Origin of the sequence: Paraurantiacibacter namhicola, assembly GCF_001687545.1 — a bacterium.
In the GTDB taxonomy this organism is placed as follows: domain Bacteria; phylum Pseudomonadota; class Alphaproteobacteria; order Sphingomonadales; family Sphingomonadaceae; genus Paraurantiacibacter; species Paraurantiacibacter namhicola.
Genome location: NZ_CP016545.1, coordinates 1612750 through 1635060, shown reverse-complemented (window position 1 = coordinate 1635060; position 22311 = coordinate 1612750). Strand labels below are relative to the sequence as shown.

Genomic DNA, 22311 nt, shown 5'->3' with positions numbered 1-22311 from the left:
GCGCGGCATGGCACTTTCCCCCCAATGGCTTGACGAGCTGCGCGCACGTGTGACGCTCAGCACCGTCATCATGCGCACGGACAAGCTCCAGCGCGCCGGGCGGGAATGGAAGGCATGCTGCCCGTTCCACGAGGAAAAGACCCCCAGCTTCACGGTCAATGACCAGAAGGGCTTCTACCATTGCTTCGGCTGCGGCGCGCATGGCGATGTGATCCGCTGGATGACGGACCAGCGCGGCATGGCCTTCATGGACGCGGTGAAGGAGCTGGCTGCGGAAGCCGGGCTGGACGTCCCCGCGCCGGACCCGCGCGCCGCGGAACGCGCGGAAAAGCGCGCCGGCCTGCACGATGTGACCGCCGCGGCGCAGGACTGGTTTCGCACCCAGCTGCACAATCCTGCCGGGGCAGAGGCGCTCGCTTACCTGCGCAGGCGCGGCCTGTCCGACCATGTGATCGAGCGGTTCGGCTTCGGCTGGGCGCCAGAGGATCGCAACGCCCTCTCCAGCGCGCTGGACCGTTTCGATACGTCCATGCTGGTGGAATCCGGCATGCTGATCGCGGTGGACGGCAAGGCGCCCTACTCCCGATTCCGCGGCCGCGTGACGTTGCCGATCCAGGATGCACGGGAACGCGTGGTCGGGTTCGGCGGCCGAATCCTGGCCGATGTCGAGGGCGCTCCTAAATATCTCAACAGCCCGGAGACCCCGCTCTTCGACAAGGGCCGCACGCTCTACAACATCCACCGCGCCGCCGCGGCTAGCCGCAAGACGGATCGCGTGATCGTGGTCGAAGGCTACATGGACGTGATCGCCCTGGCTGCCGCCGGTTTCGAGGAAGCCGTCGCGCCGCTTGGCACGGCGCTGACGGAAAACCAGATCGGCCTGCTCTGGCGGATGGTGGACCGGCCCGTGCTCTGCTTCGATGGCGACAAGGCCGGCCAGCGCGCAGCCATGCGGGCCATCGGCCGCGCGTTGCCGCTGTTGCAGCCCGGCAAGTCGCTCAGCTTCGTGGTGCTGCCCACCGGCCTCGATCCGGACGATCTGCTGCAGCAGCAGGGCGCGGGCGCGATGGAGGCCCTGTTGGGCAAGGCGCATTCCCTGCTCGATATGCTGTGGCTGTTCGAACGCGATGCCGCGCCGCTTTCCTCGCCAGAGGACAAGGCGGGCCTGAAGCAGCGCTTGATCGAACACTGCGAGGCGATCCAGCACCCCGACATCAAGGCGCTCTATCGCCGCGACCTGATGGACCGGTTCAGCGACTTCGCTTTCCCCAAGCGCGAATTCCAGCCCCGGCAGCCCTTCGCCAAGAACCGCCCCTGGTCCAAACCCGGCCGCGCAGAACCGGTCTCGGCGCGGTTGAAGCAGCTCGCTGCCCTTGGAACGCGCGATGCTTTCCTGCGCGCCATCATCGCCGGTCTTGCGCGCCATCCGCACGAAATCGCGCCGCATGCAGAGGCGCTGGCCAACCTGCAGCCGGGTGACCCGAATGTCGCGGCGGCGATAGAAACCTTGCTGGACGTGTCGGAAACGCTTGAAGCGACCGGCCAAAATCCCATATCTGGCGCTGACAGCCTCGTACCGGTGCCGGATAACACCCGCTTTTCCTTCCTGATGGAAGGCTCCGATCCGCAAACCGTTCGCGAGGACCTGGCCGAAGCCATAGCCCTGCTGGTCGAGAGGCCGGCAATCGAACAGGCGATCGTGCAAACGACCGCGCGGTTCGACAGCGATCCCGAAGGCGCGTTTGCCGAACAGCAGCGCCTGCGCAAACGAAAGCTGGAAATCGAGGCGCGGCTGGGGCAGATGGCCAGGAAACGAGCGGGTGCGGCTGCACCAGAACACAATCAGGATATCGCACCGGCCCATGCGGCTGGCAGCGACGAGCAAATGGACTGAAGCGACTTATGGCTTCCACCGCCAAGGGCAAGCGCAAGAACGACAGCGAAGACGCACCGCTGATCGATCTCAACGAAGCTTCGATCAAGAAGATGATCGCGAAGGCGAAGCGCAAGGGCTATGTCACTTATGACGAGCTGAACGAAGCGCTGCCGTCCGACCAGATGAGCCCCGACCAGATCGAGGACATCCAGACCTCCCTATCCGAACTCGGCGTGCAGATCGTCGAGAATGCGGAAGAGGCCGAGGACGATGACGGCCCCGAGGAAATCGCTCCCGCGCCGACCGACGGCAAGAGCGCCGAGCCCAAGCAGAACGTTCCCGAAGCCAAGAAGAAGGCGACGAACGAGCGGACGGACGATCCGGTCCGCATGTACCTGCGCGAAATGGGCGCGGTGGAACTGCTCAGCCGCGAAGGCGAAATCGCCATTGCAAAGCGGATCGAAGCCGGCCGTGACATGATGATCATGGGCCTGTGCGAAAGCCCCATCACCTTCCACGCCATCATCATGTGGTCCGAAGCCCTCAATAACGAGGAAATGCAGCTGCGCGAGATCCTCGATCTCGATGCCATGCTGTCCAAGGAACCGCCTGCCGACAAGCTGGCCGACGATGCCGAGGACGATGATGACGGCGAGATCTCGGAAGAGACTGCCGGCCCCACCATCGTGGACGACGAAGACGAATCCGACGACGACGAAGACGGCGACGAGGATGGCGAAGGTACGTCCAAGAAGAAGGACGACGAGGAAGAAGAGGACAACACCATGTCCCTGGCGCAGATGGAAGCTGCGCTGAAGCCCGAAGCGCTAGAAACCTTCGCCCGCATCACGGACCTGTTCAAGAAGTTCGAGAAGATCCAGAACGAGCGTGTCGAAGTGCTCGGCGGCGGGGCGGAATTCCCCAAGGCCAAGGAAAAGAAGTACGAAGACCTGCGCGAGCAGCTGACGGCGGAAGTCGAGAGCGTGCAGTTCCACGCGACGAAGATCGAATACCTCGTCGACAACCTCTATGCCTTCAACCGCCGCCTGACCGCCCTGGGCGGCCAGATGCTGCGCCTGGCCGAACGCCACAAGGTGAAGCGCAAGGACTTCCTCGACGCCTATATCGGCAACGAGCTGGACGAAGCCTGGCTGGCCGACATGGCCAAGAAGGACAAGAAGTGGGCCGCCTTTGCCGAGCGCGAAGGCGACGCGGTCGAGCGCATTCGTGCCGAAATCGCCGATATTGCCAGCGCCACGGGCATGAGCCTCAATGAATTCCGGCGCATCGTGAATATGGTGCAGAAGGCGGAGCGCGAGGCGCGTATCGCGAAGAAGGAAATGGTGGAGGCGAACCTGCGCCTCGTCATCTCCATCGCCAAGAAATACACCAACCGCGGCCTGCAGTTCCTGGACCTGATCCAGGAAGGGAACATCGGCCTGATGAAGGCGGTCGACAAGTTCGAGTACCGCCGCGGTTACAAGTTCAGCACTTACGCTACGTGGTGGATCCGCCAGGCCATCACCCGCTCCATCGCGGACCAAGCGCGCACGATCCGCATTCCGGTGCACATGATCGAGACGATCAACAAGCTGGTGCGTACGAGCCGCCAATTCCTGCACGAGCAGGGCCGCGAGCCGACGCCCGAGGAAATGGCCGAGCGCCTTTCCATGCCGCTTGAGAAGGTCCGCAAGGTGATGAAGATCGCCAAGGAGCCGATCAGCCTCGAAACGCCAATCGGCGACGAGGAAGATTCGCACCTTGGCGATTTCATCGAGGACAAGAACGCTATCATCCCGGTGGATGCGGCGATCCAGTCCAACCTGAAGGAAACGGTCACCCGCGTCCTCGCCAGCCTCACCCCGCGTGAGGAGCGCGTGCTGCGCATGCGCTTCGGCATCGGCATGAACACCGATCACACGCTGGAGGAAGTCGGCCAGCAGTTCAGCGTGACCCGCGAACGCATCCGGCAGATCGAGGCCAAGGCGCTGCGCAAGCTCAAGCACCCGAGCCGCAGCCGCAAGATGCGCAGCTTCCTGGATCAGTAAGGCTGCCGGGAACGCTTTTCGCGGCCGATCATTGGTTATGTATCAGACGATGTAAAAATCTTCTGATCATGATTGGACCCTCTTCTAGAGGTTCAAATCAGGGGCCCCGACGTCATTCGTGACGCCGGGGCCTTCCTGTTTCTGCGCTTGGATATGCCCGGAGCCGGGGACTGCGCGGCTTTTGCCGTTGGCCCGCCCTGCCCCCTTCCCTATGCAGGCGACGAACCGAATCTGCCTCCATCAGGGGTCATGCCATGAAGATCGCCATCGCTTCCGACCACGCCGCCGTAGAAATGAAAGCGCAGCTTGCCGATTGGCTTCGCGGCGAAGGCCATGACGTGACCGACCTCGGCCCGGACACGGCCGACAGTGTCGACTACCCATCCTACGGCGCGAAACTGGCCGATGCGGTCGCCAGCGGCGATGCCGAACGGGGCGTGGCACTTTGCGGAAGCGGGATCGGCATTTCCATGGCCGTCAATCGCAACCCTGCCGTGCGCTGCGCGCTTGTCAGCGAGCCGCTTTCCGCCACCCTCTCCCGCCAACACAACGATGCCAACGCCATCGCCATGGGCGCGCGGCTGATCGGCGTTGAAATGGCCAAGGCCTGCCTGACCGCATTCCTGACCACCGAATTCGAAGGCGGGCGCCACCAGCGCCGCGTCGACATGCTTGAAAACCCTTCTGCCTGAGGCCCGCAATGACCGACAAGAATACTGCGCAGCAGCGCTTCTGGAATGATGATCTCGCCGCCGCCGATGCGGAGGTCCACGCCGCCATTCGCAACGAGCTGGAGCGCCAGCAAGATGGCATCGAGCTGATCGCCAGCGAAAACACCGCGAGCCGCGCCGTGCTGGAAGCCACCGGCAGCGTCTTCACCAACAAATATGCCGAAGGCTATCCGGGCAAGCGCTATTACGGCGGCTGCGAATATGCCGATGTGGTCGAAAACCTTGCCATCGAGCGGGCGAAGAAGCTGTTCGGCTGCAATTTCGCCAATGTGCAGCCCAATTCCGGCAGCCAGATGAACCAGGGCGTCTTCCTGGCGCTGCTGCAGCCGGGCGACACCTTCATGGGCCTGGACCTTACCAGCGGCGGACACCTGACCCATGGCAGTCCCGTCAACATGAGCGGCAAGTGGTTCAATTGCGTGCCTTATGGCGTGCGCGAGGATGACCACCGGATCGACATGGACGAGGTTGCCCGCATCGCTCGAGAGTCCAAGCCGAAGCTGATCATCTGCGGCGGCACGGCCTATCCGCGCCCGTGGGACTGGGCCCGTTTCCGCGAGATCGCCGATGAAGTCGGCGCTTACCTGCTGGCTGACATGAGTCACATCTCCGGACTGGTCGCAGGCGGCGCGCATGACAGCCCTGTGCCGCATGCCCATGTCACAACCACCACCACCCACAAGAGCCTGCGCGGCCCGCGTTCGGGGGTGATGCTGTGGAATGACGAAGCGCTGTCCAAGCCGCTCAACATGGCGATCTTCCCCGGCCTGCAGGGCGGCCCGCTGATGCATGTCGTGGCGGCAAAGGCCGTCGCCTTCGGAGAGGCGCTGCGCCCCGACTTCAAGACCTATGCCGCCAATGTTGCGGAGAATGCGAAAGTGCTGGCCGCCGCGCTGCAGGAACGTGGCCTTGCCATCGTGTCCGGCGGCACGGACAACCACCTCGTCCTCGTCGACCTCACGCCCAAGGACGTGACCGGCAAGGACGCGGAGAAGGGCCTCGATCGCGCCCTGCTGACCTGCAACAAGAACACGATCCCCTTCGAGCCGCGCAGCCCCTTTGTCACCAGCGGCATCCGCCTGGGCACGCCGTCCGGCACGACGCGCGGCTTCGGTCCGGATGAATTCCGCAAGATCGGCAACCTGATCGCTGATGTGGTGGACGGCCTTGCAAGCAATGGCGCAGAAGGCGATGCACAGATCGAAGAGCGCGTGCGGCGCGAAGTCGGTGAGCTGTGCCGCGCCTTTCCCGTCTATCCGGGACGCTAACGCATGCGCTGCCCGTTCTGCGCGCATGAGGACAGCCAGGTAAAGGATTCCCGGCCGACGGAGGACAACTCTGCCATCCGACGCCGTCGACAGTGCAGCAGCTGCGGCGCGCGCTTCACGACCTTCGAACGCGTCCAGCTGCGCGAAGTCACGATCGTGAAGAGCGACGGCAAGCGCGAGCCCTTCGACCGCGCGAAGCTGGAACAGTCCGTGGCCCTCGCCTGCCGCAAGCGGAATGTGGGTGCTGAGCAGCTCGACCAGCTCGTGTCCGGTATCCAGCGCCAGGTGGAAGTTGCCGGCGAAGGCGAAATTCCCTCGGCTCGCCTTGGGGAACTGGTCATGGACGGGCTGCGGCAGATCGACACCGTCGCTTACATCCGCTTCGCCAGCGTTTACCGCGACTTCAGCGAGGCCAAGGATTTCGAGGATTTCGCCAGCACGGTTGCCGACGCCGCCCATGGCGCTGACGGGTCGGACTGATGGCAGCAACGCGCCCCGGCCCGGTCATCGTGCTGGTCCGCCCGCAGCTGGGCGAGAATATCGGCAAGGCGGCACGCGCCATGCTCAACTTCGGGCTGACCGAAATGCGGCTGGTGGAGCCGCGCGACGGCTGGCCCAATCCCGCTGCGGGCCCCGCGGCTTCGGGCGCGGATAATGTTCTCGCCGATGCCAAGGTCTACCCCACCACGGCCGAGGCTGTGGCGGACTGCGCCCATGTCTACGCCACGACCGTGCGCAAGCGCGGGGATACCAAGCCTGTTGTCACGCCAGAAGAAGCTGCGGGCGAAATATCGGCGCGCGAAGGGCGCAGCGCCATCCTGTTCGGCCCAGAACGCTCCGGCCTGGAGACGGTCGACATCTCGCTGGCCCGTTCGATCCTGACCGTTCCCATCAATCCCGATTTCGGCAGCCTGAACCTGGCCCAGGCCGTCATCCTGTGCGCCTATGAATGGTCAAAGGTCGCGGCCGGCAGCGTGGTGCAGCCGACGCAGGAAGACACCCTTCCGCCCGCGCCGCAGGAGGAGCTGGAAGGCCTGATCGGTCATTTTGAGCAGCTGCTTGAGCCCCGGCGTTACTTCTTCCCGGAAGACCGCGCGGAGGCGAACCGGCGCACGCTGCGCAATGTCCTGACCCGCCCGGGCTGGAACCACCTCGAAGTCCGCACCTTACGCGGCGTTCTTAGCGCGCTTTCGAGGACCCCTGACGTCAGGAAATGAGTTGGCCGCCCGCCTCGCCAAGCGGCTTGGTGAGCTCATCGATCAGGCCATGGCGATCCTTCGCCCCCATCACCCAGTTCCGCGCGTCTTCGATCTGGCTCGAAAGGCGGCCCTTCGCCTCTGCCTCGCGCGCAAGACGAACCTGCGGATCGTAATCCAGCGCCGGGTTCTTCGCGTAGGTCTGGAACAGTTCGCCGTCCGCGATCTCCCGCGCCCGCTCGGCAGTCATCGGAATACCGAAAATCTTTGCAGATGCAGCAATCGCGTCCTGCGGCTCGGCAAAGAATTGCGAGGCATTGAGCGAGCGCGCATTGGGGAAGCGCTGCAATACGGCATCGAAGATCTTCATCTGCACAAACCACAGGGCAGCGGCCTTCTGCGCGGTGTTGGCCGGCGGTGCCTTGCTGACCCACTCGCTCTCACCGATCCGCATTTCGTCGTAAATGGACGTCACCCAGCGTTCGTGCGCCTCTGTCCGCATGATGGCGGCGATGTATTCGGCAAGCGGGAAGTACATCAGCACCGCGCCCGCTTCCGGGTTGCGTGCCATGATTTCCGGCGCGATGAAGTTCACCGGCACATTGGCCTTCACAACGACGGAGGAGGAGCTTTCAAACCTTTTGCCAAGCAGTGCCATCGTGACGCTCAGCAGGCGGTCGATGCCCGGGTCGCCCAGGCGCTCGTGCCGGTCTGCTCCAGCGCTGGCGATCACGCCGATCTGGCGTATGGCAGCCGGCTCTCGCAGGACGAGGCTTTCGCCGGGATGGTCGAGCGACCGCGCCAGCAGTGTGGATCCGCACTGTGCGACGTGGAATATCCAATTAACCGGGCATGACGTCAGCGCCGGCATGCGGAAATTGTTTGCCAGGGCATCGATTGGCGCCCGGAACATCTTGCGATTGCCGTGCTGGATTCGCTCGTCAAGAAAAACCGACTTGTGGAACGCGTCGCGCGGCATCTCCAGGAATTGCGCGAATTCCTTGTGAAAATTGTAGAGATACAGGGCCGGATCGGTGCTGATGGATTGCATGTCTATCGTCATGCGAGGCCCCCTAGCATGCGATTTCGCTTCCGACTATCTGTGTGCGCATGACACATATCACAGCGCCTTCCGACGGTTGCCCCGCCGCGATCCTGCATGCCGATGGCGAGGCGTTGGACGCCATTGACGCGGATGCATTGCGGGCGCTGATCGAGGAACACGGCGCAGTTATCATCCGCGGCGCTGAAACCAGTGCTGCCGGCTTCGGCGCGATGGCGAAGCAGCTGTGTTCCACATCTGTCTTCAACGAGAGTCCGGGGCGCGAAAGCTACGAAGGCGGCATGCAGTCGGTGAACCTGGGGGATGATCCCTTCCCGCTTCACCCCGAACTGTCTCGCGAACCGTGGCGGCCGGACCTGGCCATGTTCGCCTGCCTTTCACCGCCCGGTATCGGCGGGCAGACCACGATCTGCGACGGGGCCGCTCTGGTCGATGCGCTTCCCGATGATCTCCGCGAGACGCTCGACGGCCGGGAGCTAATCTATCTTCGAGAAGCGGGGCCTGAAACGCTACAATACTGGCTTGGCAGCCCCGACCCCGATGATGCGGCACTGGAAAACTCGCCGGAGACCTGCCCCTACTTTTTCAGGCGTTCCGGGGGCCGGGTCATTCGCGGCTTCCGGCGCCCCGTGTTCGAGCCAACGCTGTTCGGCGATCGGCGGGCATTTGGAAATTTCCTGTTTTTCGCCCGAGATTACCTGCGTAACGAGCGCAATCCGGTGCTGGAGGATGGATCGGTCTTCCCGGCAGACTGGCTCGACACGATCCGATCCACGGCCCGCCGCCTGAGCTACGCCCACGCCTGGCAGGCGGGTGATGTCATCATGCTGGACAACAGCCGGTTTATGCATGGGCGCCGTGCAATCGTCATGGCGGACGAAAGGCGGATCGCGACGTATTTCGGTTATTTGAAGGGCATCGATCGGCGCGCACTGGACCCCGTCGACCCGCCGTGGCGCAAGACGGACTTCGTCCCGCCCGAAGTGCCCGAAGCCAATTAGGCGCTGCTCAGCGCGTGGCGTCCCATTCCGCCAGTTCATAGGCGATGGAACTTTCCACGAGCTGGTCCCAGATCTGCGCGAGATCGTCTGCCGGAAGGGCGCGCACTGCGGCATCCGCGCGGGCGTTTTCGATGACCTGCGCCTTGCGCGCTTCGTCGCGTACGGTGTCCCGGCTCGGCTTGATACGGGCGGCGGCGCGCATGTAGCCATAGCGGCGCGTCAGCAATTCCATCAGCGCCCGGTCGGTGGCATCCACGCCTTCGCGCACCTGCTGCATGGACCGGCAATCGTCGGGATTGGTGGTGTGTTCGATCATGCAGCGCGCCTTGGCCAAAAGCGCAGGCTTTGTCGAGTATGGCCGCGCCAAGCCTGCACAGGCGCAAGGCCGGGACCAAATGCTTGACCTTGCCGCGTGTCCTGCTATGCGCGCGCTTCACTTCGGCGGTGTGCCTTCTGGCGCACCTTCGATTGGCTCCGCACCCCGGTGAAGCGGCAGCCGCGCATGGTGGTCCATTGGGACACTGGCCATGCGGTGCGATGCCGGGTTGAACGGCCGCGAATGGCGCGGTCCTGCAAATTGGAGAAGACTGATGTCGAAGCGCAAGAGCGCCAAGTACAAACTCGACCGCCGGATGGGTGAAAACATCTGGGGTCGCCCGAATTCCCCGGTCAACAAGCGTTCCTACGGCCCCGGCCAGCACGGTCAGCGTCGCAAGGGCAAGATGTCCGACTTCGGCCTGCAGCTGCGCGCCAAGCAGAAGCTGAAGGGCTATTACGGCGACGTGACCGAGAAGCAGTTCAAGTCCACTTATAAGGACGCGAGCAGCATGAAGGGCGACACCGGCCAGAACCTTATCGGCCTGCTGGAGCGCCGCCTGGACATGATCGTGTACCGCGCCAAGTTCGCGCCGACGATCTTCGCCGCGCGCCAGCTCGTCAGCCACGGCCACATCCGCGTCAACGGCACGAAGTGCAACATCGCGAGCCGCCGCTGCGATGTGGGCGACGTGATCAGCCTGGGCGACAAGGCCAAGGAAATGGCACTGGTCGCGGAAGCACAGAGCCTGCCCGAGCGCGAAATCCCGGAATACGTGGCCGTCGACGGCGACGACAAGGTCAGCTTCAGCCGCGTTCCGACGCTGGACGAAGTGCCTTACCCCGTCACGATGGAACCGAACCTGGTCGTCGAGTTTTACTCGCGCTGATCGGTTACCGGATACGATACAAGAGGGCGGTCCTGCGGGGCCGCCCTTTTTGTATGTACGCCAGGATCAGGGCGCGATGCGCTGCCCATCCCACGCGAAATGGCCGCCGCTGTCCTGCGGGCCGAGGCCGTCCAGCACATCCAGCATGGCGCCAGCGGACTTTTCCGGTGTGAACAGCTTGCCTTCCGGCACATTGCCCTGGAACGGCTCGCTCAGCTTCGTGTCCACCGTGCCGGGATGCAGCGCGACGCAAAGCGCCTGCTTGTGCGTGCGGCCAAGCTCAATCGAAAGCGTCTTCACCAGCATGGCAAGGGCCGCCTTGCTGGCGCGGTAGCCGTACCAGCCACCCAGACCATTGTCGGTTATGCTGCCCACTCGCGCGCCGATGGCGGCAAAGGCGGCGCGGCTGTCGCGCGGGAATAGGGGCAGAAAATGCTTGGCCACCAGCGCGGGGCCGGCGGCGTTGATGGCGAAATAGGCGGCCAGCTGGTCAGGTGAGAGATCGCGAAAGCTCTTCTCCGGCCCCGCGCCCTCCACATGGAGCACGCCGGACGCCACCAGCACGAGGTCCGGCGGACTGTCCCGCATGCCATCGGCCGCGGCAGCGATGCTGGCCTCATCCGAAAGGTCGATCGCGTTCTCGCCGCTCCGATTGAAGCGAACCACTTCGCAGCCCCGCGCCTCCAAAGCATCGCAGAGCGCCGCACCGATGCCGCCCGATGCGCCGATGACCGCTGCCCGGTGCCAGCTCATTGGGCACCCAGGTAATCGCGCTGGAAATCGGCGGCGAAGGCGGCAAAGCGGCCCTCGCCAATCGCATCGCGCATCGCTTGCATCAGCTGTTGGTAGAAGCCGATATTATGCTCCGTCATCAGCACCGCACCGAGGATTTCCTGCGATTTGACGAGGTGGTGCAGATAGGCCCGGCTGTATGTCCCGCAGGTGGGGCAGGCGCATCGCTCGTCCAGCGGCGCCAGGTCCTCCGCGAAGCGCGCATTGCGCAGGTTCAGCGGGCCGTTCCAGGTGAACGCCTGTCCGTTGCGGCCCGACCGGCTCGGCAGTACGCAATCGAACATGTCGACCCCGCGCTCCACTGCGCCGACCAGATCGTCCGGCTTGCCGACCCCCATCAGGTAACGCGGGCGATCCTCCGGCAATTGCCCCGGCGCGAAGTCGAGCGTGGCGAACATCGCCTCCTGCCCCTCGCCCACGGCGAGCCCGCCGATGGCATAGCCGTCGAAACCGATCTCACGAAGCGCTTCTGCCGACTGTCCACGCAGTTCCTCGTCCAGCGCGCCCTGCTGGATACCGAACAGCGCCGCACCCGCCGCATGGGCCTCGCCTGCATCGAAGGCGTCGCGGCTGCGCTTTGCCCAGCGCATGCTCATCTCCATGCTGGATGCGATCACATCGCGCGGCTGGTCGGCACGTGGGCATTCGTCGAATGCCATCACGATGTCGCTGCCCAGCAGGCGCTGAATTTCCATGCTGCGTTCCGGGGTGAGCATGTGCTTGCTGCCGTCGATATGGCTGCGGAACTCCACACCCTCCTCGGTCAGCTTGCGCAGGTCGGAAAGGCTCATCACCTGGTAACCGCCGCTATCGGTCAGGATCGGGCGATGCCAGTTCATGAATTTGTGCAATCCGCCCAGCTTCGCCATGCGCTCCGCGCCCGGGCGCAGCATCAGGTGGTAAGTGTTGCCAAGGATGATGTCCGCGCCCGTCGCCCGCACGGCTTCCGGCTTCATGGCTTTCACGGTTGCGGCCGTGCCCACCGGCATGAAGGCCGGCGTGCGGATGTCACCGCGCTGCATGCGGATTGTGCCCGTGCGGGCCTTGCCGTCCGTGGCGGCGATATCGAACTGGAAGCGCGGGGCGCTGGCCATCAGAAACCGTACACCAGCGTGAAACGGGTCAGCGTGTCTGTCGCCACGGCGCCAGCGGGCGGGTTGCTGTCATACTCGATGGCATAGGACAGGCGCGCGCTCAGGCTGTCGCTGATCTTGGCTTCCACGCCGGTAATAAGGTTCAGGCTGGTGTTGGAGCTGTCGAAGATGACGGTCGCCTGCCCGCCAGTTTCTGCCACGGCATTGGTGTCCTGCGTCAGCTTGATGCTGTCCGAAATGCGCCAGTCGAAGTCGAGGCCTACCAGCCCGGCCAGCCTGTCCTCGCTGCGGCCAGTCACGAACTCGGTCCGCCGGAAAGCCGGACCAGCCTTGATGGAAAGCGACATGTCCGGAGTCGCAATCACCTTGTAACCGATACCGGCAGAGGTCGCGTAACGCGCCGAAAACCCCTGGAACCGGTCGCGCTCGTATTGCAGCAGGCCGTAAGCGAACAGGCGGTCGTTGATCTGGTAGCGCGGCTCGTAACTGGCGAGGAACTGCTCGCGCGTCGTCTGGCCATTCGTCCGCTGGTAATCGGCGGAAAGGCGCATCCGGTGACTCCACGCCAGGCCCTCGCGCTTCAGCTTGAGGATGCTGGACACGCCCACGCTGTCTGTGTTGCCGCTGGACTGGAAGGCGCCGATCTGCCCTTCCCCGCTCCAGTTGTCGAGCACGCCGGCCTCGGCCAATTCCTGCTCCTTCGCAGCGGCGGCGAGGCGTGCCTCTTCCTCCTTCTGCTGCAAGAAGGCGCCGTGCATCGCGTCGATTTCCGCGGTGTCGTCAGGATTGGTCTGTTTGGCCAGCTCTACCACGGTGGCGACCTTGTCCGCATCGCCCGTCGCGATGGCGGCTTCGATCATTGCGCGCACCGGTTCCGGCACGTCCGCATGGGCGGGATCGGCGGAGAATGCGGTTGCTGCAAGCGCGAGAGGCAGGAAAGCGAGGCGAGGCATGGACATCGCCGCCGCGCTACTAAATCACTCGCGCAAACGCCACCCCGTGCGGAAGATGACTGCGATGATGCCCACGCACAGCACGAGGAAGCCGATCGTGAAGCCGAAGGACACGGCAATCGGGAAGTCCGCCGTGCCAAGGAAGGTCCAGCGCAGCCCGCTGACGAGGTATACGATCGGGTTCAGCATCGCGAGCGTCTGCCATGGCTCCGGCAGAACACTGATCGGGTAGAAGGTGCCGCCCAGGAAGGTCAGCGGCATCAGGATCAGCAGCGGCACGATCTGCAGCTTTTCGAACCCGTCAGCCCACAGCCCGATGATGAAACCGAACAGGCTGAAGGCGGCCGAGACCAGGATGATGTAGCCGAAAGCCAGGATCGGATGGGCGATGGAATAATCCACGATCAGCGCCGCCGTGCCCATGATGATGACCGCCAGGATCAGCGACTTGGTTGCCGCCGCCCCGACGAAGCCGACCAGCGTTTCGGCCACGCCCACGGGGGCGGAGAGCAGTTCGTAAATCGCGCCGGTGAACTTGGGCATATAGATCCCGAAACTGGCGTTGCTGGTGCTTTCCGATAGCAGCGTGAGCATCAGCAGGCCGGGCACGATGAACGCGCCATATTCCGCACCGCCGAGCCCCGGCATGCGCCCGCTCATCGCCGCGCCGAATACAATCAGGTACAGCGATGTGGTGATGACGGGCGAAAGGATGGAGCCGAAAATGGTGCGGAAAGCCCGCATCAGCTCATTGCGATAGATCGCCAGCGCGCCCCGGATATTCATGCCGCCTGCTCCTGATCATCGCGCTCGTGCAGCAGGTCCACGAATATGTCCTCAAGGGAGCTTTCGCGCGTATCGATGCCAGTGAATGCCACGTTCTCCTGCACCAATATCCGCGCGATATCGGCCACTTCCTGTTTGCCCTTCCCCGACCCGTCACCGCCGCGATAGACCAGCGCGCTGCCGTCCTGGTCCAGATGCACGGGATAATCGGACAGCGATGCAGGAACGGCAGCCAGCGGCGGATTGAGGGTAAAATGCGCCTCGGTCCGGCCAAGCTTGGCCATGATGGCATCCTTGTCATCCACCAGCAGGATCTCGCCCTTGGCGATCACGCCAACGCGGTCGGCCATTTCCTCGGCCTCCTCGATATAATGCGTGGTCAGGATGATGGTGACGCCGCGGGCGCGCAGGGCGTCGATCTGCTGCCACATGTCGCGGCGCAGCTCCACGTCGACGCCGGCCGTGGGTTCGTCCAGGAACAGCAGGTCGGGATCGTGGGCCAGCGCCTTGGCGATCATCACCCGGCGCTTCATCCCGCCCGACAAGTTGCGGATCTGCTCGTCGCGCTTGTCCCACAGGCTGAGTGCGCGCAGCACCTCCTCGATCCGGGCCTCATCCGGCGAACAGCCGAACATGCCGCGCGAATAGCGGACCTGCCGGATGACCTTGTCGAACATGTCGAAGGCCAGTTCCTGCGGGACAAGGCCGATGCGGCGGCGCGCCTCGCGCCACTTTGTCGCCACGTCCAGCCCGAAGGCGTGCATCGTGCCGCCAGTGGGCCGCACCATGCCGCAGACTGCGCCGATCAGCGTGGTCTTGCCCGCACCATTCGGGCCGAGCAGCGCAAAGATTTCTCCCTTGCGCACATCGAGGTCCACGCCTTTCAGCGCCTGCACCCCGCCCTTGTAAGTCTTCTCCAGCCCGCGGAGCGATAGGATCGGTTCGGTCATTCGGCGTCCGCCTGGCGTTCGAGGAACAGGATGTAGCCACCGGCAAGCACCGTCATGCCCAGCCAGAGGGTGAATTGCGTTGCAAAGCCCTTGCCGCCGACCGTCAGCACCGGCCACATGAGCAGCAGAAACGCAGTAAGGCTGGCCATGCCGAAGAGGTAGCGGATCCGTTTCCGACCACTCGTCTTACGGGCGATGGCGATTGCCGCGTAAAAGACCGACATCAGGGCGGCGAGGATCAGCCAGTCGTTCATGCATTCTCCTGCGGAAGCAGCAGCGACGAATCGCCGTAGGAATAGAAACGGTAGCCGTTTTCGATGGCGTGGGCATAGACGGCCTGCATCCGCTCGCGACCCATCAGGGCGCTGACCAGCATCATCAGAGTGGATTTGGGCAGGTGGAAATTGGTCATCAGGCCGTCCACGGCGCGAAACGCGTATCCCGGTGTGATGAAGATGCTGGTGTCATCGGCAAAGGGCTGAATCGTGCCGTCGGGATCGGCCGCGCTTTCCAGCAGGCGCAGGACGGTGGTCCCCACGGCGATCAGGCGTCCACCGGAAGCTCGCGCGGCATTCAGGCGCTCTGCCGTCTCCGCGTCGATGCGCCCGAATTCGGCATGCATGCGGTGGTCGTCCGTATCCTCGGCTTTCACCGGCAGGAAAGTCCCGGCACCAACGTGCAGCGTCAGCGTTTCCCGCCGCACACCGCGTTCGTCCAGCGCAGCGAGCAGGCGGTCCGTGAAATGCAGCGCGGCCGTGGGGGCTGCCACGGCCCCGTCTTCGCGCGCAAACATGGTCTGGTAATCGGCCTTGTCCTGCTCGTCCGTCGCGCGCTTGCCCGCGATGTAGGGCGGCAGCGGCATGCGGCCGGCGCGCTCGAGCAGGACCTCAACCGGCTCTTCGCCGGCAAAGGCCAGCGTCCAGCTGCCATCCTCGTGCCGCGTCTCCGCAATCGCCGTCACACCGGCAGGAAACTCGATCTGCTGGCCAGTCTTCAGCCGCTTCGCATTGCGAATGAAGGCCTGCCAGCGCCTGAGGTCGATACGCTTGTGCAGCGTGGCGCCAATCCTGGCCTCGCCCCGGCGGCCTTCAAGCTGGGCGGGAATGACGCGCGTGTCGTTGAACACCAGCACATCGCCCGGACGCAGCATGCCCGGCAGGTCCATGACCGTGCGATCCGCAAAGGGCGCATCCCCGTCCACCACCAGCATCCGTGCGGCATCGCGCGGCCGCGCGGGACGCAGGGCAATCAGGTCCTGCGGAAGGTCGAAATCGAACAGATCGACTTTCATGAAAGTCGATTCCGATCATCTTGGGCTTGTCGAAGGGCGCGCATGTCAGCGCGCCAATAGCACGCAAACGCCGCGCGTCAGGCAGGAATTACTCCTGCACCGTGCCCGGCACGATTTCCACCGTGGTGCCATCGAGCTGCGGAGCGATCTGCGCGGGCGCGGCCACCGGCTGCGGGAAAGCCTGCGGCTTGTTGTCCGCCGCAATGCTGGCCTGGACGATGTACGTCGGGTTCGCAGGCGGTTCGCCGCGCTGGATGGCATCGACCGCCGGCATATTGGCAATCACGCGCCCGAAATTGGTGTAATTGCGGTCCAGCGCCAGGCGCGGGTAGAACACGATGAAGAACTGGCTGTTCGCGCTGTTCTCATTGTCGCCAAGGCGCGCCATGGAAACGGTGCCGCGAACGTGCGGCATCGGGTTGAATTCCTTCTCGAGGTCGGGGAGCGTGGAGCCGCCCTCGCCCGTGCCGGTCGGATCGCCGGTCTGCGCCATGAAGCCGTCGATCACGCGGTGGAAAACGACGCCGTCATAGAAGCCCTGGCGGGTCAGCAGCTTGATCCGCTCAACATGGCCCGGCGCCCAGTCCGGCATCAGGCGGATTGCCACGCGCTCACCATTCGAAAGGTCCAGGAACAGGATGTTCTCCCGATCCTCGTTCAGGTCGGTCGGCACGGCGATGCGCATGGTGCGCGGCGCTTCGGGCGTGGCCTCTGCCGGGGCTTCCTGCGCAGCGGCAGGGCCGAAGGCGATGGAGGCGGCGAGGATGGAAGCGGTAAGGCGTTTGAACATGTAAATACGGGTCCCGGACTGTGTCTTGTCGGCGCGATAGCGGGATGCGGCTGACACCGCAATGAACGGGATTGGCGGCGCGGCCCGGCTAGAGATCGCCCTTGCGGCCGTTCTTTTCGACGCGCGCATCGACGAGCGCCTTAACTTCCGGGCTGACAAAGGGCGCGATGTCCCCGCCATAGACCGCGATTTCCTTCACCAGCTTGCTGGCAATGGGCTGCAGCGAGACATCCGCCATCAGGAAGACGGTTTCGATATCGTCGTTCAACTGCTGGTTCATGCCGGCCATCTGGTATTCGTATTCGAAGTCCGCGACCGCGCGCAGGCCGCGTACGACAACGCTGGCATTCACATGCTCGGCAAATTTCATCAGCAGCGCGTTGAAGCCCTGCACCTCGACATTGGGAATTTCCATCCGCGCGACTTCATTGCGGACCATCTCCATCCGCTCGTCCGGCGTGAACATGGGGTTCTTGCTGGGATTGGTGGTGACGCCGATAATCAGCCGATCCACCAGCTTCGCACCCCGCCGGATGATATCCGCATGGCCGAGCGTGATCGGGTCGAAGGTGCCGGGGTAGATGCCGATGCGTTTAGTCATGTTTCAATCCGCTCCCAAACCACCGTAAGTCCGGATTCATCGAAAAAGATCTGGTGAATTAGTCCCGGCCGGGCGAATGAATAATACATATCCCTTCCATCTTCAGCGGGCAGGAATCCGGCATTTTTCGCCGCCAGCCTCGTCTTCCGTAAGCACTCGGCGCTGACCTTGAATGTGGTCGTATCCGTACCGTCCTGAGGGTGGAGGATTCCAGCCATTTCGCTGGTAACGCGGACCTGATCAAATGGCTTACAAGGCTCCATTTCCACAATATCGAACAGATAGACCTCGCGGTTTCTGTCACAACCAGCGGACATCAGGAGTGCGGTCAAGCAAAGCAGGTATCTCACCGATCCCGCTCCACGATAAAGCGCGCCAGTTCGCGCAATATGTCCGCCTCGCTGCCATAGGCGCTGAGGTGGCCGATGGCCTGGTCGGCCAGCGCGCTTGCCTGGGCGCGGGCCTGTTCGGCGCCCATCAGTGTGACGAAGGTCTGTTTCCCGGCTGCATCATCCTTCCGCAGCGCCTTGCCCGCGGCTTCCTCGTCGCCTTCAACGTCCAGCAAATCGTCCGCGATCTGGAAGGCGAGGCCGATGTCGCGGGCGTAATTGCGCAGATGGCTGCGCCCCTCGGAAGGCACGCGGCCAATGATGGCGCCCATCTCCACCGCCGCGCCAAGCAGCGCGCCGGTCTTCAGCTGCTGGAGGCGCGTTATGGTATGGAGGTCCAGGTCTCCGCCCGCTTCCTCCGCCGCAATGTCCATCACCTGGCCACCCGCCATGCCCTTATGCCCGCTGGCGCTGGCGAGCGCATGGACGAGTTCGGCGCGGACGGCCGGGTCGTTGCTCATTTCAGGCGAGGCCAGCAGGTCGAAGGCCAGTGCGTGGAGCGAATCCCCCGCCAAAACGGCGATGGCGTCGTCATATTTCTTATGCAGCGTAGGCTTGCCGTGGCGCAGGTCGTCATCGTCCATGCAGGGCAGATCGTCATGGATCAGCGAATAGACGTGGATCGCCTCGATCGCACAGCCGGCCCGCACGGCCTGTTCGCGCGAACCATTGTGCAATTCCGCGACGCTGGCGACCAGCAAGGGGCGGACCCGCTTGCCGCCGCCGATGGCCGCATAGCGCATGGCCTCCACCAGCGACGCGCTCATGTCGTCCGGCACGGGCAATTGCGCGTCGAAGGCGGCGTCGATCTCGCGCTGGATGCGGGACAGCCCGTCTTTCAGCACATTGCTTGTGAACGTCATGCCCACGGCAGGATCAGCCCTCGCCGAAGGGCTTGGTGGCCGTCGCCTGCCCGTCCGCATTGGCGACGATCTGCTCGATCTTCGCCTGTGCTGCATCGAGCCGCGCCTGGCACGCCTTGCGCAGCGCCTCGCCGCGTTCGTACAGCTTGATGGAATCGTCCAGCGGCACTTCCCCGCTTTCCAGCTTGCGGACCGTATCCTCGAGCGCGCGCAGCGCATCCTCGAAGGTCATATCGGCGATGGGTTTGGCATCAGCATCCATGGCCGCAGCATTGGCGGGGACAAGCAGGCGGGTCAAGCATGGCCTACTAGCGCGCCGCATCCGCCCTCGCTAAAGGGCTGCACATGTCCGAGATCACCCCCGAAGTCGTCGCCCAGCACGGGCTGTCCGAAGAAGAATACGAGCGCGTGCTCAATGCGCTGGGCCGCGAGCCGAACCTGGTGGAGCTCGGCATCTTCTCGGTGATGTGGAGCGAGCACTGCTCCTACAAGTCCTCGCGCCTGCACCTGAAGAAGCTGCCGACCGAAGCGCCGTGGGTCATCTGCGGCCCGGGCGAGAACGCCGGTGTGATCGATATCGGTGATGGCCAGGCCGCCATCTTCAAGATGGAGAGCCACAACCACCCTAGCTACATCGAGCCCTATCAGGGTGCGGCGACGGGCGTTGGCGGGATCCTGCGCGACGTATTCACCATGGGCGCCCGGCCGGTGGCGAATGCCAATGCGCTGCGCTTTGGCCGTCCCGACCACCCGAAGATGAAGCACCTGGTGCAGGGCGTTGTCGCAGGCATCGGCGGTTACGGGAACTGCGTGGGCGTGCCGACTGTGTGCGGCGAGACGAATTTCCACCCGGCCTATGACGGCAATATCCTCGTCAATGCGATGACTGTGGGCGTGGCTGACGCGGACAAGATTTTCTACAGCGCGGCGACGGGTGTCGGTAACCCCATTGTCTATGTCGGCTCCAAGACCGGGCGTGACGGAATCCATGGCGCAACCATGGCCAGCGCCGATTTCGAGGAAGACGCCGACGCCAAGCGGCCCACCGTGCAGGTCGGCGATCCCTTCACCGAGAAGCTGCTGATCGAGGCCTGCCTGGAACTGATGGCCACCGACGCCATCGTCGCAATTCAGGACATGGGCGCAGCGGGCCTCACAAGCTCCAGCGTCGAAATGGCCACCAATGGGAAGGCCGGGATCCGGCTGGACATGGACAAAGTCCCCTGCCGCGAAGAGGGCATGACCCCTTACGAAATGATGCTGAGCGAGAGCCAGGAGCGTATGCTCATGGTGCTCAAGCCCGGCAAGGAAGCCATGGCGCAGGCCATCTTCGAAAAGTGGGAACTGGACTTCGCGGTCATCGGTGAAGTTACCGACACGCGCCACATGGTGCTGGAATTCGGCGGCGAGGTCGTTTGCGACATCCCGCTTGGCCCGCTGGCTGCCGATGCGCCGGAATATGACCGGCCTTACCTCTCCATGGAGGAATACCTAGACTGGGCCGGTATCGCCCCGATGACGCAGCGGCCCGACAGCACGGATGTGGGTGAGGACCTCCTCACGCTTCTGGCAAGCCCCAACCTCTCCTCCCGCCGCTGGATCTCCCAGCAATATGACAGCCAGGTTGGCTCAGACACTCTGCAGACCGGCGGCGATGCAGGCGTGGTGCGAGTACACGGCACGAAGAAGGCGCTGGCGATCAGCACGGACTGCACGCCGCGCTATGTTCACGCGAACCCGCGCGAGGGCGGCAAGCAGGCCATTGCCGAGGCTTTCCGCAACCTCTGCGCCGTGGGTGCGCGCCCGCTGGCCGTGACCAATTGCCTCAACTTTGCCAACCCGCAGCGGCCGGAAATCATGGCGCAGTTCGTCCATGCGCTGGACGGCATGGGCGCCGCCTGCCGCGCGCTCGACTTCCCGATCGTGAGCGGCAATGTCTCGCTTTACAACGAGAGCAAGGCGACCGGCGGCGGCAGCGCGATCCTTCCCACGCCGGCCATCGGCGGCGTCGGCATCATCGACGATTACAGCCAGATGATGACGATGCCCTTCAAGCAGGACGGCGATGCGATCTACCTGATCTGGCCGGAAGAATGGGCAACGCCGGACGCTGAGCGCAGCCATCTTGGCAAGTCGCTCTGGCTCTCCGAAGTGCATGGCCGCGATGAAGGCCGCGCCCCGCCGGTAGACCTGGCGCTGGAGAAAGCCGCAGGCGAGATCGTGCGCCAGCTGATTGCCGACGGACTGGTCAATGCCGTGCACGATGTTTCCGATGGCGGCATCGCCGTGGCGCTGGCCGAAATGGCCATGGCCGGCAGCATGGGCGCTGACGTGACGCGCAACGAGGATTACAGCGAGGCGCAGTGGTGGTTCGGCGAGGACCAGGGCCGCTACATCGTCACCGTGCCGGATACCGCGGCGCTGAACGAGACACTGGCCAAGGGTACGCAGGATGAAAACCACGCCCGCGTCGGCTTCCGCCGTCTGGGCACCGTTGGCGGCGACAGCCTGTTCGGCAAGAGCGTATCGGAGCTGAAGGCTGCGCATGAGCGCTTCTTCGAGGAATGGATGGAAGGCTGAACCCATCCGCTCGTGCTGAGCCTGTCGAAGCACGCTGCGCCCACGCCCTTCGACAGGCTCAGGACGAACGGAAGCTGGATTGACGGAAAAGCACCACCCCTACCCCGCCATGCCGGACCTCTCGGATGAGGAGCGGATCACTCGCGCCCGTGCCATGTTCGAGCGGCTGAGTACGCGCCGATCCTGCCGCGCCTTCACCGATGGCCCCGTCCCGCGCGAAGTCATCGAAAACGCCATCCGCGCTGCCGGCACTGCTCCCAATGGAGCCAACCACCAGCCTTGGCACTTCGCCGCGATTTCCTCGCCGGAAACCAAGCGCGCCATTCGCGAGGCTGCCGAGGCCGAGGAGCGCAAGTTCTACGGCGCCGATGGCGACAAGCCGAAGGCCAGCGAGGAATGGCTCGGCGCGCTCGACCCTATCGGGACCGATGCTCACAAGCCGTTCCTGGAGACCGCACCATGGCTGATCGCGTGCTTCGCCCAGCGCAAGGGCGGGATCGAAGAGGACGGCGAGACGCAGAATTATTACGTCAATGAAAGCGTCGGCCTTGCCTGCGGGATGCTGCTGGCGACGCTTCACGAGGCGGGCCTTGCCACACTGACGCACACACCGTCGCCCATGGGCTTCCTGCGCGAGATTTGCGGGCGGCCCGATACGGAAAAACCGCTCATGCTGATCGTGGTCGGCCACCCCGCGCCCGATGCAACCGTGCCGGATCACGCGCTGCGCAAGAAGCCGCTAGAGCAGATCGCCAGCTGGCTCTGACGTCGGACGGCGTCGGCCGTTCGTCGGAATTATCTGTCTGGCGCGACGGAAAGGCGTATGGCACGCCT

General features: G+C 64.1%; 24 protein-coding genes. 10 read left to right on the top strand and 14 right to left on the bottom strand.

Going from position 1 to position 22311, the window contains the following annotated elements; genetic code table 11:
• The first annotated feature begins 7 nt into the window (after window positions 1-7).
• The 6 genes from dnaG (at window position 8) to A6F65_RS07965 (ending at window position 7140) form a co-directional block, all read left to right on the top strand.
• Window positions 8-1894, top strand: coding sequence for a DNA primase (gene dnaG, locus A6F65_RS07990; RefSeq protein ID WP_083989339.1), 1887 nt, complete (start codon window positions 8-10; stop codon window positions 1892-1894).
• 8 nt (window positions 1895-1902) lie between these two features.
• Entirely contained in the window at window positions 1903-3924 is a 2022-nt protein-coding gene (rpoD, locus tag A6F65_RS07985; protein ID WP_067787565.1) for an RNA polymerase sigma factor RpoD, read from the top strand.
• Window positions 3925-4178: 254 nt separating this feature from the next.
• Complete coding sequence (gene rpiB, locus A6F65_RS07980) at window positions 4179-4616, top strand: ribose 5-phosphate isomerase B (RefSeq protein ID WP_067787563.1); 438 nt, start codon at window positions 4179-4181, stop codon at window positions 4614-4616.
• Window positions 4617-4624: 8 nt separating this feature from the next.
• Complete coding sequence (gene glyA, locus A6F65_RS07975; RefSeq protein WP_067787560.1) at window positions 4625-5923, top strand: serine hydroxymethyltransferase; 1299 nt, start codon at window positions 4625-4627, stop codon at window positions 5921-5923.
• Window positions 5924-5926: 3 nt separating this feature from the next.
• Window positions 5927-6403, top strand: coding sequence for a transcriptional regulator NrdR (nrdR, locus tag A6F65_RS07970; protein WP_067787558.1), 477 nt, complete (start codon window positions 5927-5929; stop codon window positions 6401-6403).
• Complete coding sequence (locus A6F65_RS07965; RefSeq protein ID WP_067787556.1) at window positions 6403-7140, top strand: RNA methyltransferase; 738 nt, start codon at window positions 6403-6405, stop codon at window positions 7138-7140. The genes nrdR and A6F65_RS07965 overlap by 1 nt, the downstream gene beginning before the upstream one ends.
• Here A6F65_RS07965 and A6F65_RS07960 read toward each other — a convergent pair.
• Window positions 7130-8182 (bottom strand): hypothetical protein, encoded by a 1053-nt coding sequence (locus tag A6F65_RS07960; protein WP_067787554.1) that lies wholly within the window; start codon window positions 8180-8182, stop codon window positions 7130-7132. The genes A6F65_RS07965 and A6F65_RS07960 overlap by 11 nt on opposite strands.
• A 47-nt stretch (window positions 8183-8229) precedes the next feature.
• On the opposite strand from A6F65_RS07960, the gene A6F65_RS07955 reads away from it, so the two are divergent.
• Window positions 8230-9183, top strand: a complete 954-nt coding sequence (locus A6F65_RS07955; protein ID WP_067787552.1) for a TauD/TfdA family dioxygenase — start codon at window positions 8230-8232, stop codon at window positions 9181-9183.
• A gap of 7 nt (window positions 9184-9190) precedes the next feature.
• Here the strand turns inward: A6F65_RS07955 and A6F65_RS07950 are convergent, their stop codons facing one another.
• Window positions 9191-9499, bottom strand: coding sequence for a chorismate mutase (locus A6F65_RS07950; protein WP_067787547.1), 309 nt, complete (start codon window positions 9497-9499; stop codon window positions 9191-9193).
• Window positions 9500-9773: 274 nt separating this feature from the next.
• On the opposite strand from A6F65_RS07950, the gene rpsD reads away from it, so the two are divergent.
• Window positions 9774-10388 (top strand): 30S ribosomal protein S4, encoded by a 615-nt coding sequence (gene rpsD, locus A6F65_RS07945; RefSeq protein WP_067787545.1) that lies wholly within the window; start codon window positions 9774-9776, stop codon window positions 10386-10388.
• 66 nt (window positions 10389-10454) lie between these two features.
• On the opposite strand, the gene A6F65_RS07940 is transcribed toward rpsD, so the two are convergent.
• From A6F65_RS07940 to A6F65_RS07885, 12 genes are all read right to left on the bottom strand, one after another.
• Window positions 10455-11141 (bottom strand): SDR family NAD(P)-dependent oxidoreductase, encoded by a 687-nt coding sequence (locus A6F65_RS07940; RefSeq protein WP_067787544.1) that lies wholly within the window; start codon window positions 11139-11141, stop codon window positions 10455-10457.
• Window positions 11138-12274: a tRNA guanosine(34) transglycosylase Tgt gene (tgt, locus tag A6F65_RS07935; protein WP_067787543.1), complete on the bottom strand. Its 1137-nt coding sequence runs from the start codon at window positions 12272-12274 to the stop codon at window positions 11138-11140. The genes A6F65_RS07940 and tgt overlap by 4 nt, the downstream gene beginning before the upstream one ends.
• On the bottom strand, window positions 12274-13227 hold the full coding sequence (locus A6F65_RS07930) for a DUF481 domain-containing protein (RefSeq protein ID WP_335645315.1): 954 nt from the start codon (window positions 13225-13227) through the stop codon (window positions 12274-12276). Before A6F65_RS07930 ends, tgt begins: the two co-directional genes overlap by 1 nt.
• A 24-nt stretch (window positions 13228-13251) precedes the next feature.
• A complete protein-coding gene (locus A6F65_RS07925; RefSeq protein WP_067787541.1) occupies window positions 13252-14013 on the bottom strand; it encodes an ABC transporter permease in 762 nt (253 codons plus the stop codon).
• Window positions 14010-14963: an ABC transporter ATP-binding protein gene (locus A6F65_RS07920; protein WP_067787539.1), complete on the bottom strand. Its 954-nt coding sequence runs from the start codon at window positions 14961-14963 to the stop codon at window positions 14010-14012. The genes A6F65_RS07925 and A6F65_RS07920 overlap by 4 nt, the downstream gene beginning before the upstream one ends.
• The gene (locus tag A6F65_RS07915) at window positions 14960-15217 is read right to left on the bottom strand and encodes a hypothetical protein (RefSeq protein ID WP_067787535.1); all 258 of its coding nucleotides are present in this window, start codon (window positions 15215-15217) and stop codon (window positions 14960-14962) included. The genes A6F65_RS07920 and A6F65_RS07915 overlap by 4 nt, the downstream gene beginning before the upstream one ends.
• Window positions 15214-16254, bottom strand: coding sequence for a tRNA preQ1(34) S-adenosylmethionine ribosyltransferase-isomerase QueA (gene queA, locus A6F65_RS07910; RefSeq protein WP_067787532.1), 1041 nt, complete (start codon window positions 16252-16254; stop codon window positions 15214-15216). The genes A6F65_RS07915 and queA overlap by 4 nt, the downstream gene beginning before the upstream one ends.
• An 88-nt stretch (window positions 16255-16342) precedes the next feature.
• Entirely contained in the window at window positions 16343-17044 is a 702-nt protein-coding gene (locus A6F65_RS07905; protein WP_067787530.1) for a peptidylprolyl isomerase, read from the bottom strand.
• 88 nt (window positions 17045-17132) lie between these two features.
• Window positions 17133-17645, bottom strand: coding sequence for a pantetheine-phosphate adenylyltransferase (coaD, locus tag A6F65_RS07900; protein WP_067787528.1), 513 nt, complete (start codon window positions 17643-17645; stop codon window positions 17133-17135).
• Window positions 17642-17977: a hypothetical protein gene (locus A6F65_RS07895; RefSeq protein ID WP_157093093.1), complete on the bottom strand. Its 336-nt coding sequence runs from the start codon at window positions 17975-17977 to the stop codon at window positions 17642-17644. Before A6F65_RS07895 ends, coaD begins: the two co-directional genes overlap by 4 nt.
• Window positions 17978-17991: 14 nt before the next feature.
• Window positions 17992-18897 carry a polyprenyl synthetase family protein gene (locus tag A6F65_RS07890; protein WP_067787524.1) on the bottom strand — a complete coding sequence of 302 codons (906 nt, stop codon included), beginning with the start codon at window positions 18895-18897 and terminating at the stop codon, window positions 17992-17994.
• A gap of 13 nt (window positions 18898-18910) precedes the next feature.
• On the bottom strand, window positions 18911-19159 hold the full coding sequence (locus A6F65_RS07885; RefSeq protein ID WP_067790315.1) for an exodeoxyribonuclease VII small subunit: 249 nt from the start codon (window positions 19157-19159) through the stop codon (window positions 18911-18913).
• 83 nt (window positions 19160-19242) lie between these two features.
• On the opposite strand from A6F65_RS07885, the gene purL reads away from it, so the two are divergent.
• Together purL and A6F65_RS07875 are read left to right on the top strand one after the other, a co-directional pair.
• A complete protein-coding gene (gene purL, locus A6F65_RS07880; protein ID WP_067787522.1) occupies window positions 19243-21477 on the top strand; it encodes a phosphoribosylformylglycinamidine synthase subunit PurL in 2235 nt (744 codons plus the stop codon).
• A 79-nt stretch (window positions 21478-21556) separates the two neighbouring features.
• Window positions 21557-22243, top strand: coding sequence for a nitroreductase family protein (locus A6F65_RS07875; RefSeq protein ID WP_237164791.1), 687 nt, complete (start codon window positions 21557-21559; stop codon window positions 22241-22243).
• Window positions 22244-22311: the final 68 nt, after the last annotated feature.

Bases quoted from the DNA above. Each gene is read 5' to 3' on its own strand.
- dnaG (WP_083989339.1), top strand. From the start codon at position 8: ATGGCACTTTCCCCCCAATGGCTTGACGAGCTGCGCGCACGTGTGACG.
- rpoD (WP_067787565.1), top strand. From the start codon at position 1,903: ATGGCTTCCACCGCCAAGGGCAAGCGCAAGAACGACAGCGAAGACGCA.
- rpiB (WP_067787563.1), top strand. From the start codon at position 4,179: ATGAAGATCGCCATCGCTTCCGACCACGCCGCCGTAGAAATGAAAGCG.
- glyA (WP_067787560.1), top strand. From the start codon at position 4,625: ATGACCGACAAGAATACTGCGCAGCAGCGCTTCTGGAATGATGATCTC.
- nrdR (WP_067787558.1), top strand. From the start codon at position 5,927: ATGCGCTGCCCGTTCTGCGCGCATGAGGACAGCCAGGTAAAGGATTCC.
- A6F65_RS07965 (WP_067787556.1), top strand. From the start codon at position 6,403: ATGGCAGCAACGCGCCCCGGCCCGGTCATCGTGCTGGTCCGCCCGCAG.
- A6F65_RS07960 (WP_067787554.1), bottom strand. From the start codon at position 8,182: ATGACGATAGACATGCAATCCATCAGCACCGATCCGGCCCTGTATCTC.
- A6F65_RS07955 (WP_067787552.1), top strand. From the start codon at position 8,230: ATGACACATATCACAGCGCCTTCCGACGGTTGCCCCGCCGCGATCCTG.
- A6F65_RS07950 (WP_067787547.1), bottom strand. From the start codon at position 9,499: ATGATCGAACACACCACCAATCCCGACGATTGCCGGTCCATGCAGCAG.
- rpsD (WP_067787545.1), top strand. From the start codon at position 9,774: ATGTCGAAGCGCAAGAGCGCCAAGTACAAACTCGACCGCCGGATGGGT.
- A6F65_RS07940 (WP_067787544.1), bottom strand. From the start codon at position 11,141: ATGAGCTGGCACCGGGCAGCGGTCATCGGCGCATCGGGCGGCATCGGT.
- tgt (WP_067787543.1), bottom strand. From the start codon at position 12,274: ATGGCCAGCGCCCCGCGCTTCCAGTTCGATATCGCCGCCACGGACGGC.
- A6F65_RS07930 (WP_335645315.1), bottom strand. From the start codon at position 13,227: ATGCCTCGCCTCGCTTTCCTGCCTCTCGCGCTTGCAGCAACCGCATTC.
- A6F65_RS07925 (WP_067787541.1), bottom strand. From the start codon at position 14,013: ATGAATATCCGGGGCGCGCTGGCGATCTATCGCAATGAGCTGATGCGG.
- A6F65_RS07920 (WP_067787539.1), bottom strand. From the start codon at position 14,963: ATGACCGAACCGATCCTATCGCTCCGCGGGCTGGAGAAGACTTACAAG.
- A6F65_RS07915 (WP_067787535.1), bottom strand. From the start codon at position 15,217: ATGAACGACTGGCTGATCCTCGCCGCCCTGATGTCGGTCTTTTACGCG.
- queA (WP_067787532.1), bottom strand. From the start codon at position 16,254: ATGAAAGTCGATCTGTTCGATTTCGACCTTCCGCAGGACCTGATTGCC.
- A6F65_RS07905 (WP_067787530.1), bottom strand. From the start codon at position 17,044: ATGTTCAAACGCCTTACCGCTTCCATCCTCGCCGCCTCCATCGCCTTC.
- coaD (WP_067787528.1), bottom strand. From the start codon at position 17,645: ATGACTAAACGCATCGGCATCTACCCCGGCACCTTCGACCCGATCACG.
- A6F65_RS07890 (WP_067787524.1), bottom strand. From the start codon at position 18,897: ATGACGTTCACAAGCAATGTGCTGAAAGACGGGCTGTCCCGCATCCAG.
- A6F65_RS07885 (WP_067790315.1), bottom strand. From the start codon at position 19,159: ATGGATGCTGATGCCAAACCCATCGCCGATATGACCTTCGAGGATGCG.
- purL (WP_067787522.1), top strand. From the start codon at position 19,243: ATGTCCGAGATCACCCCCGAAGTCGTCGCCCAGCACGGGCTGTCCGAA.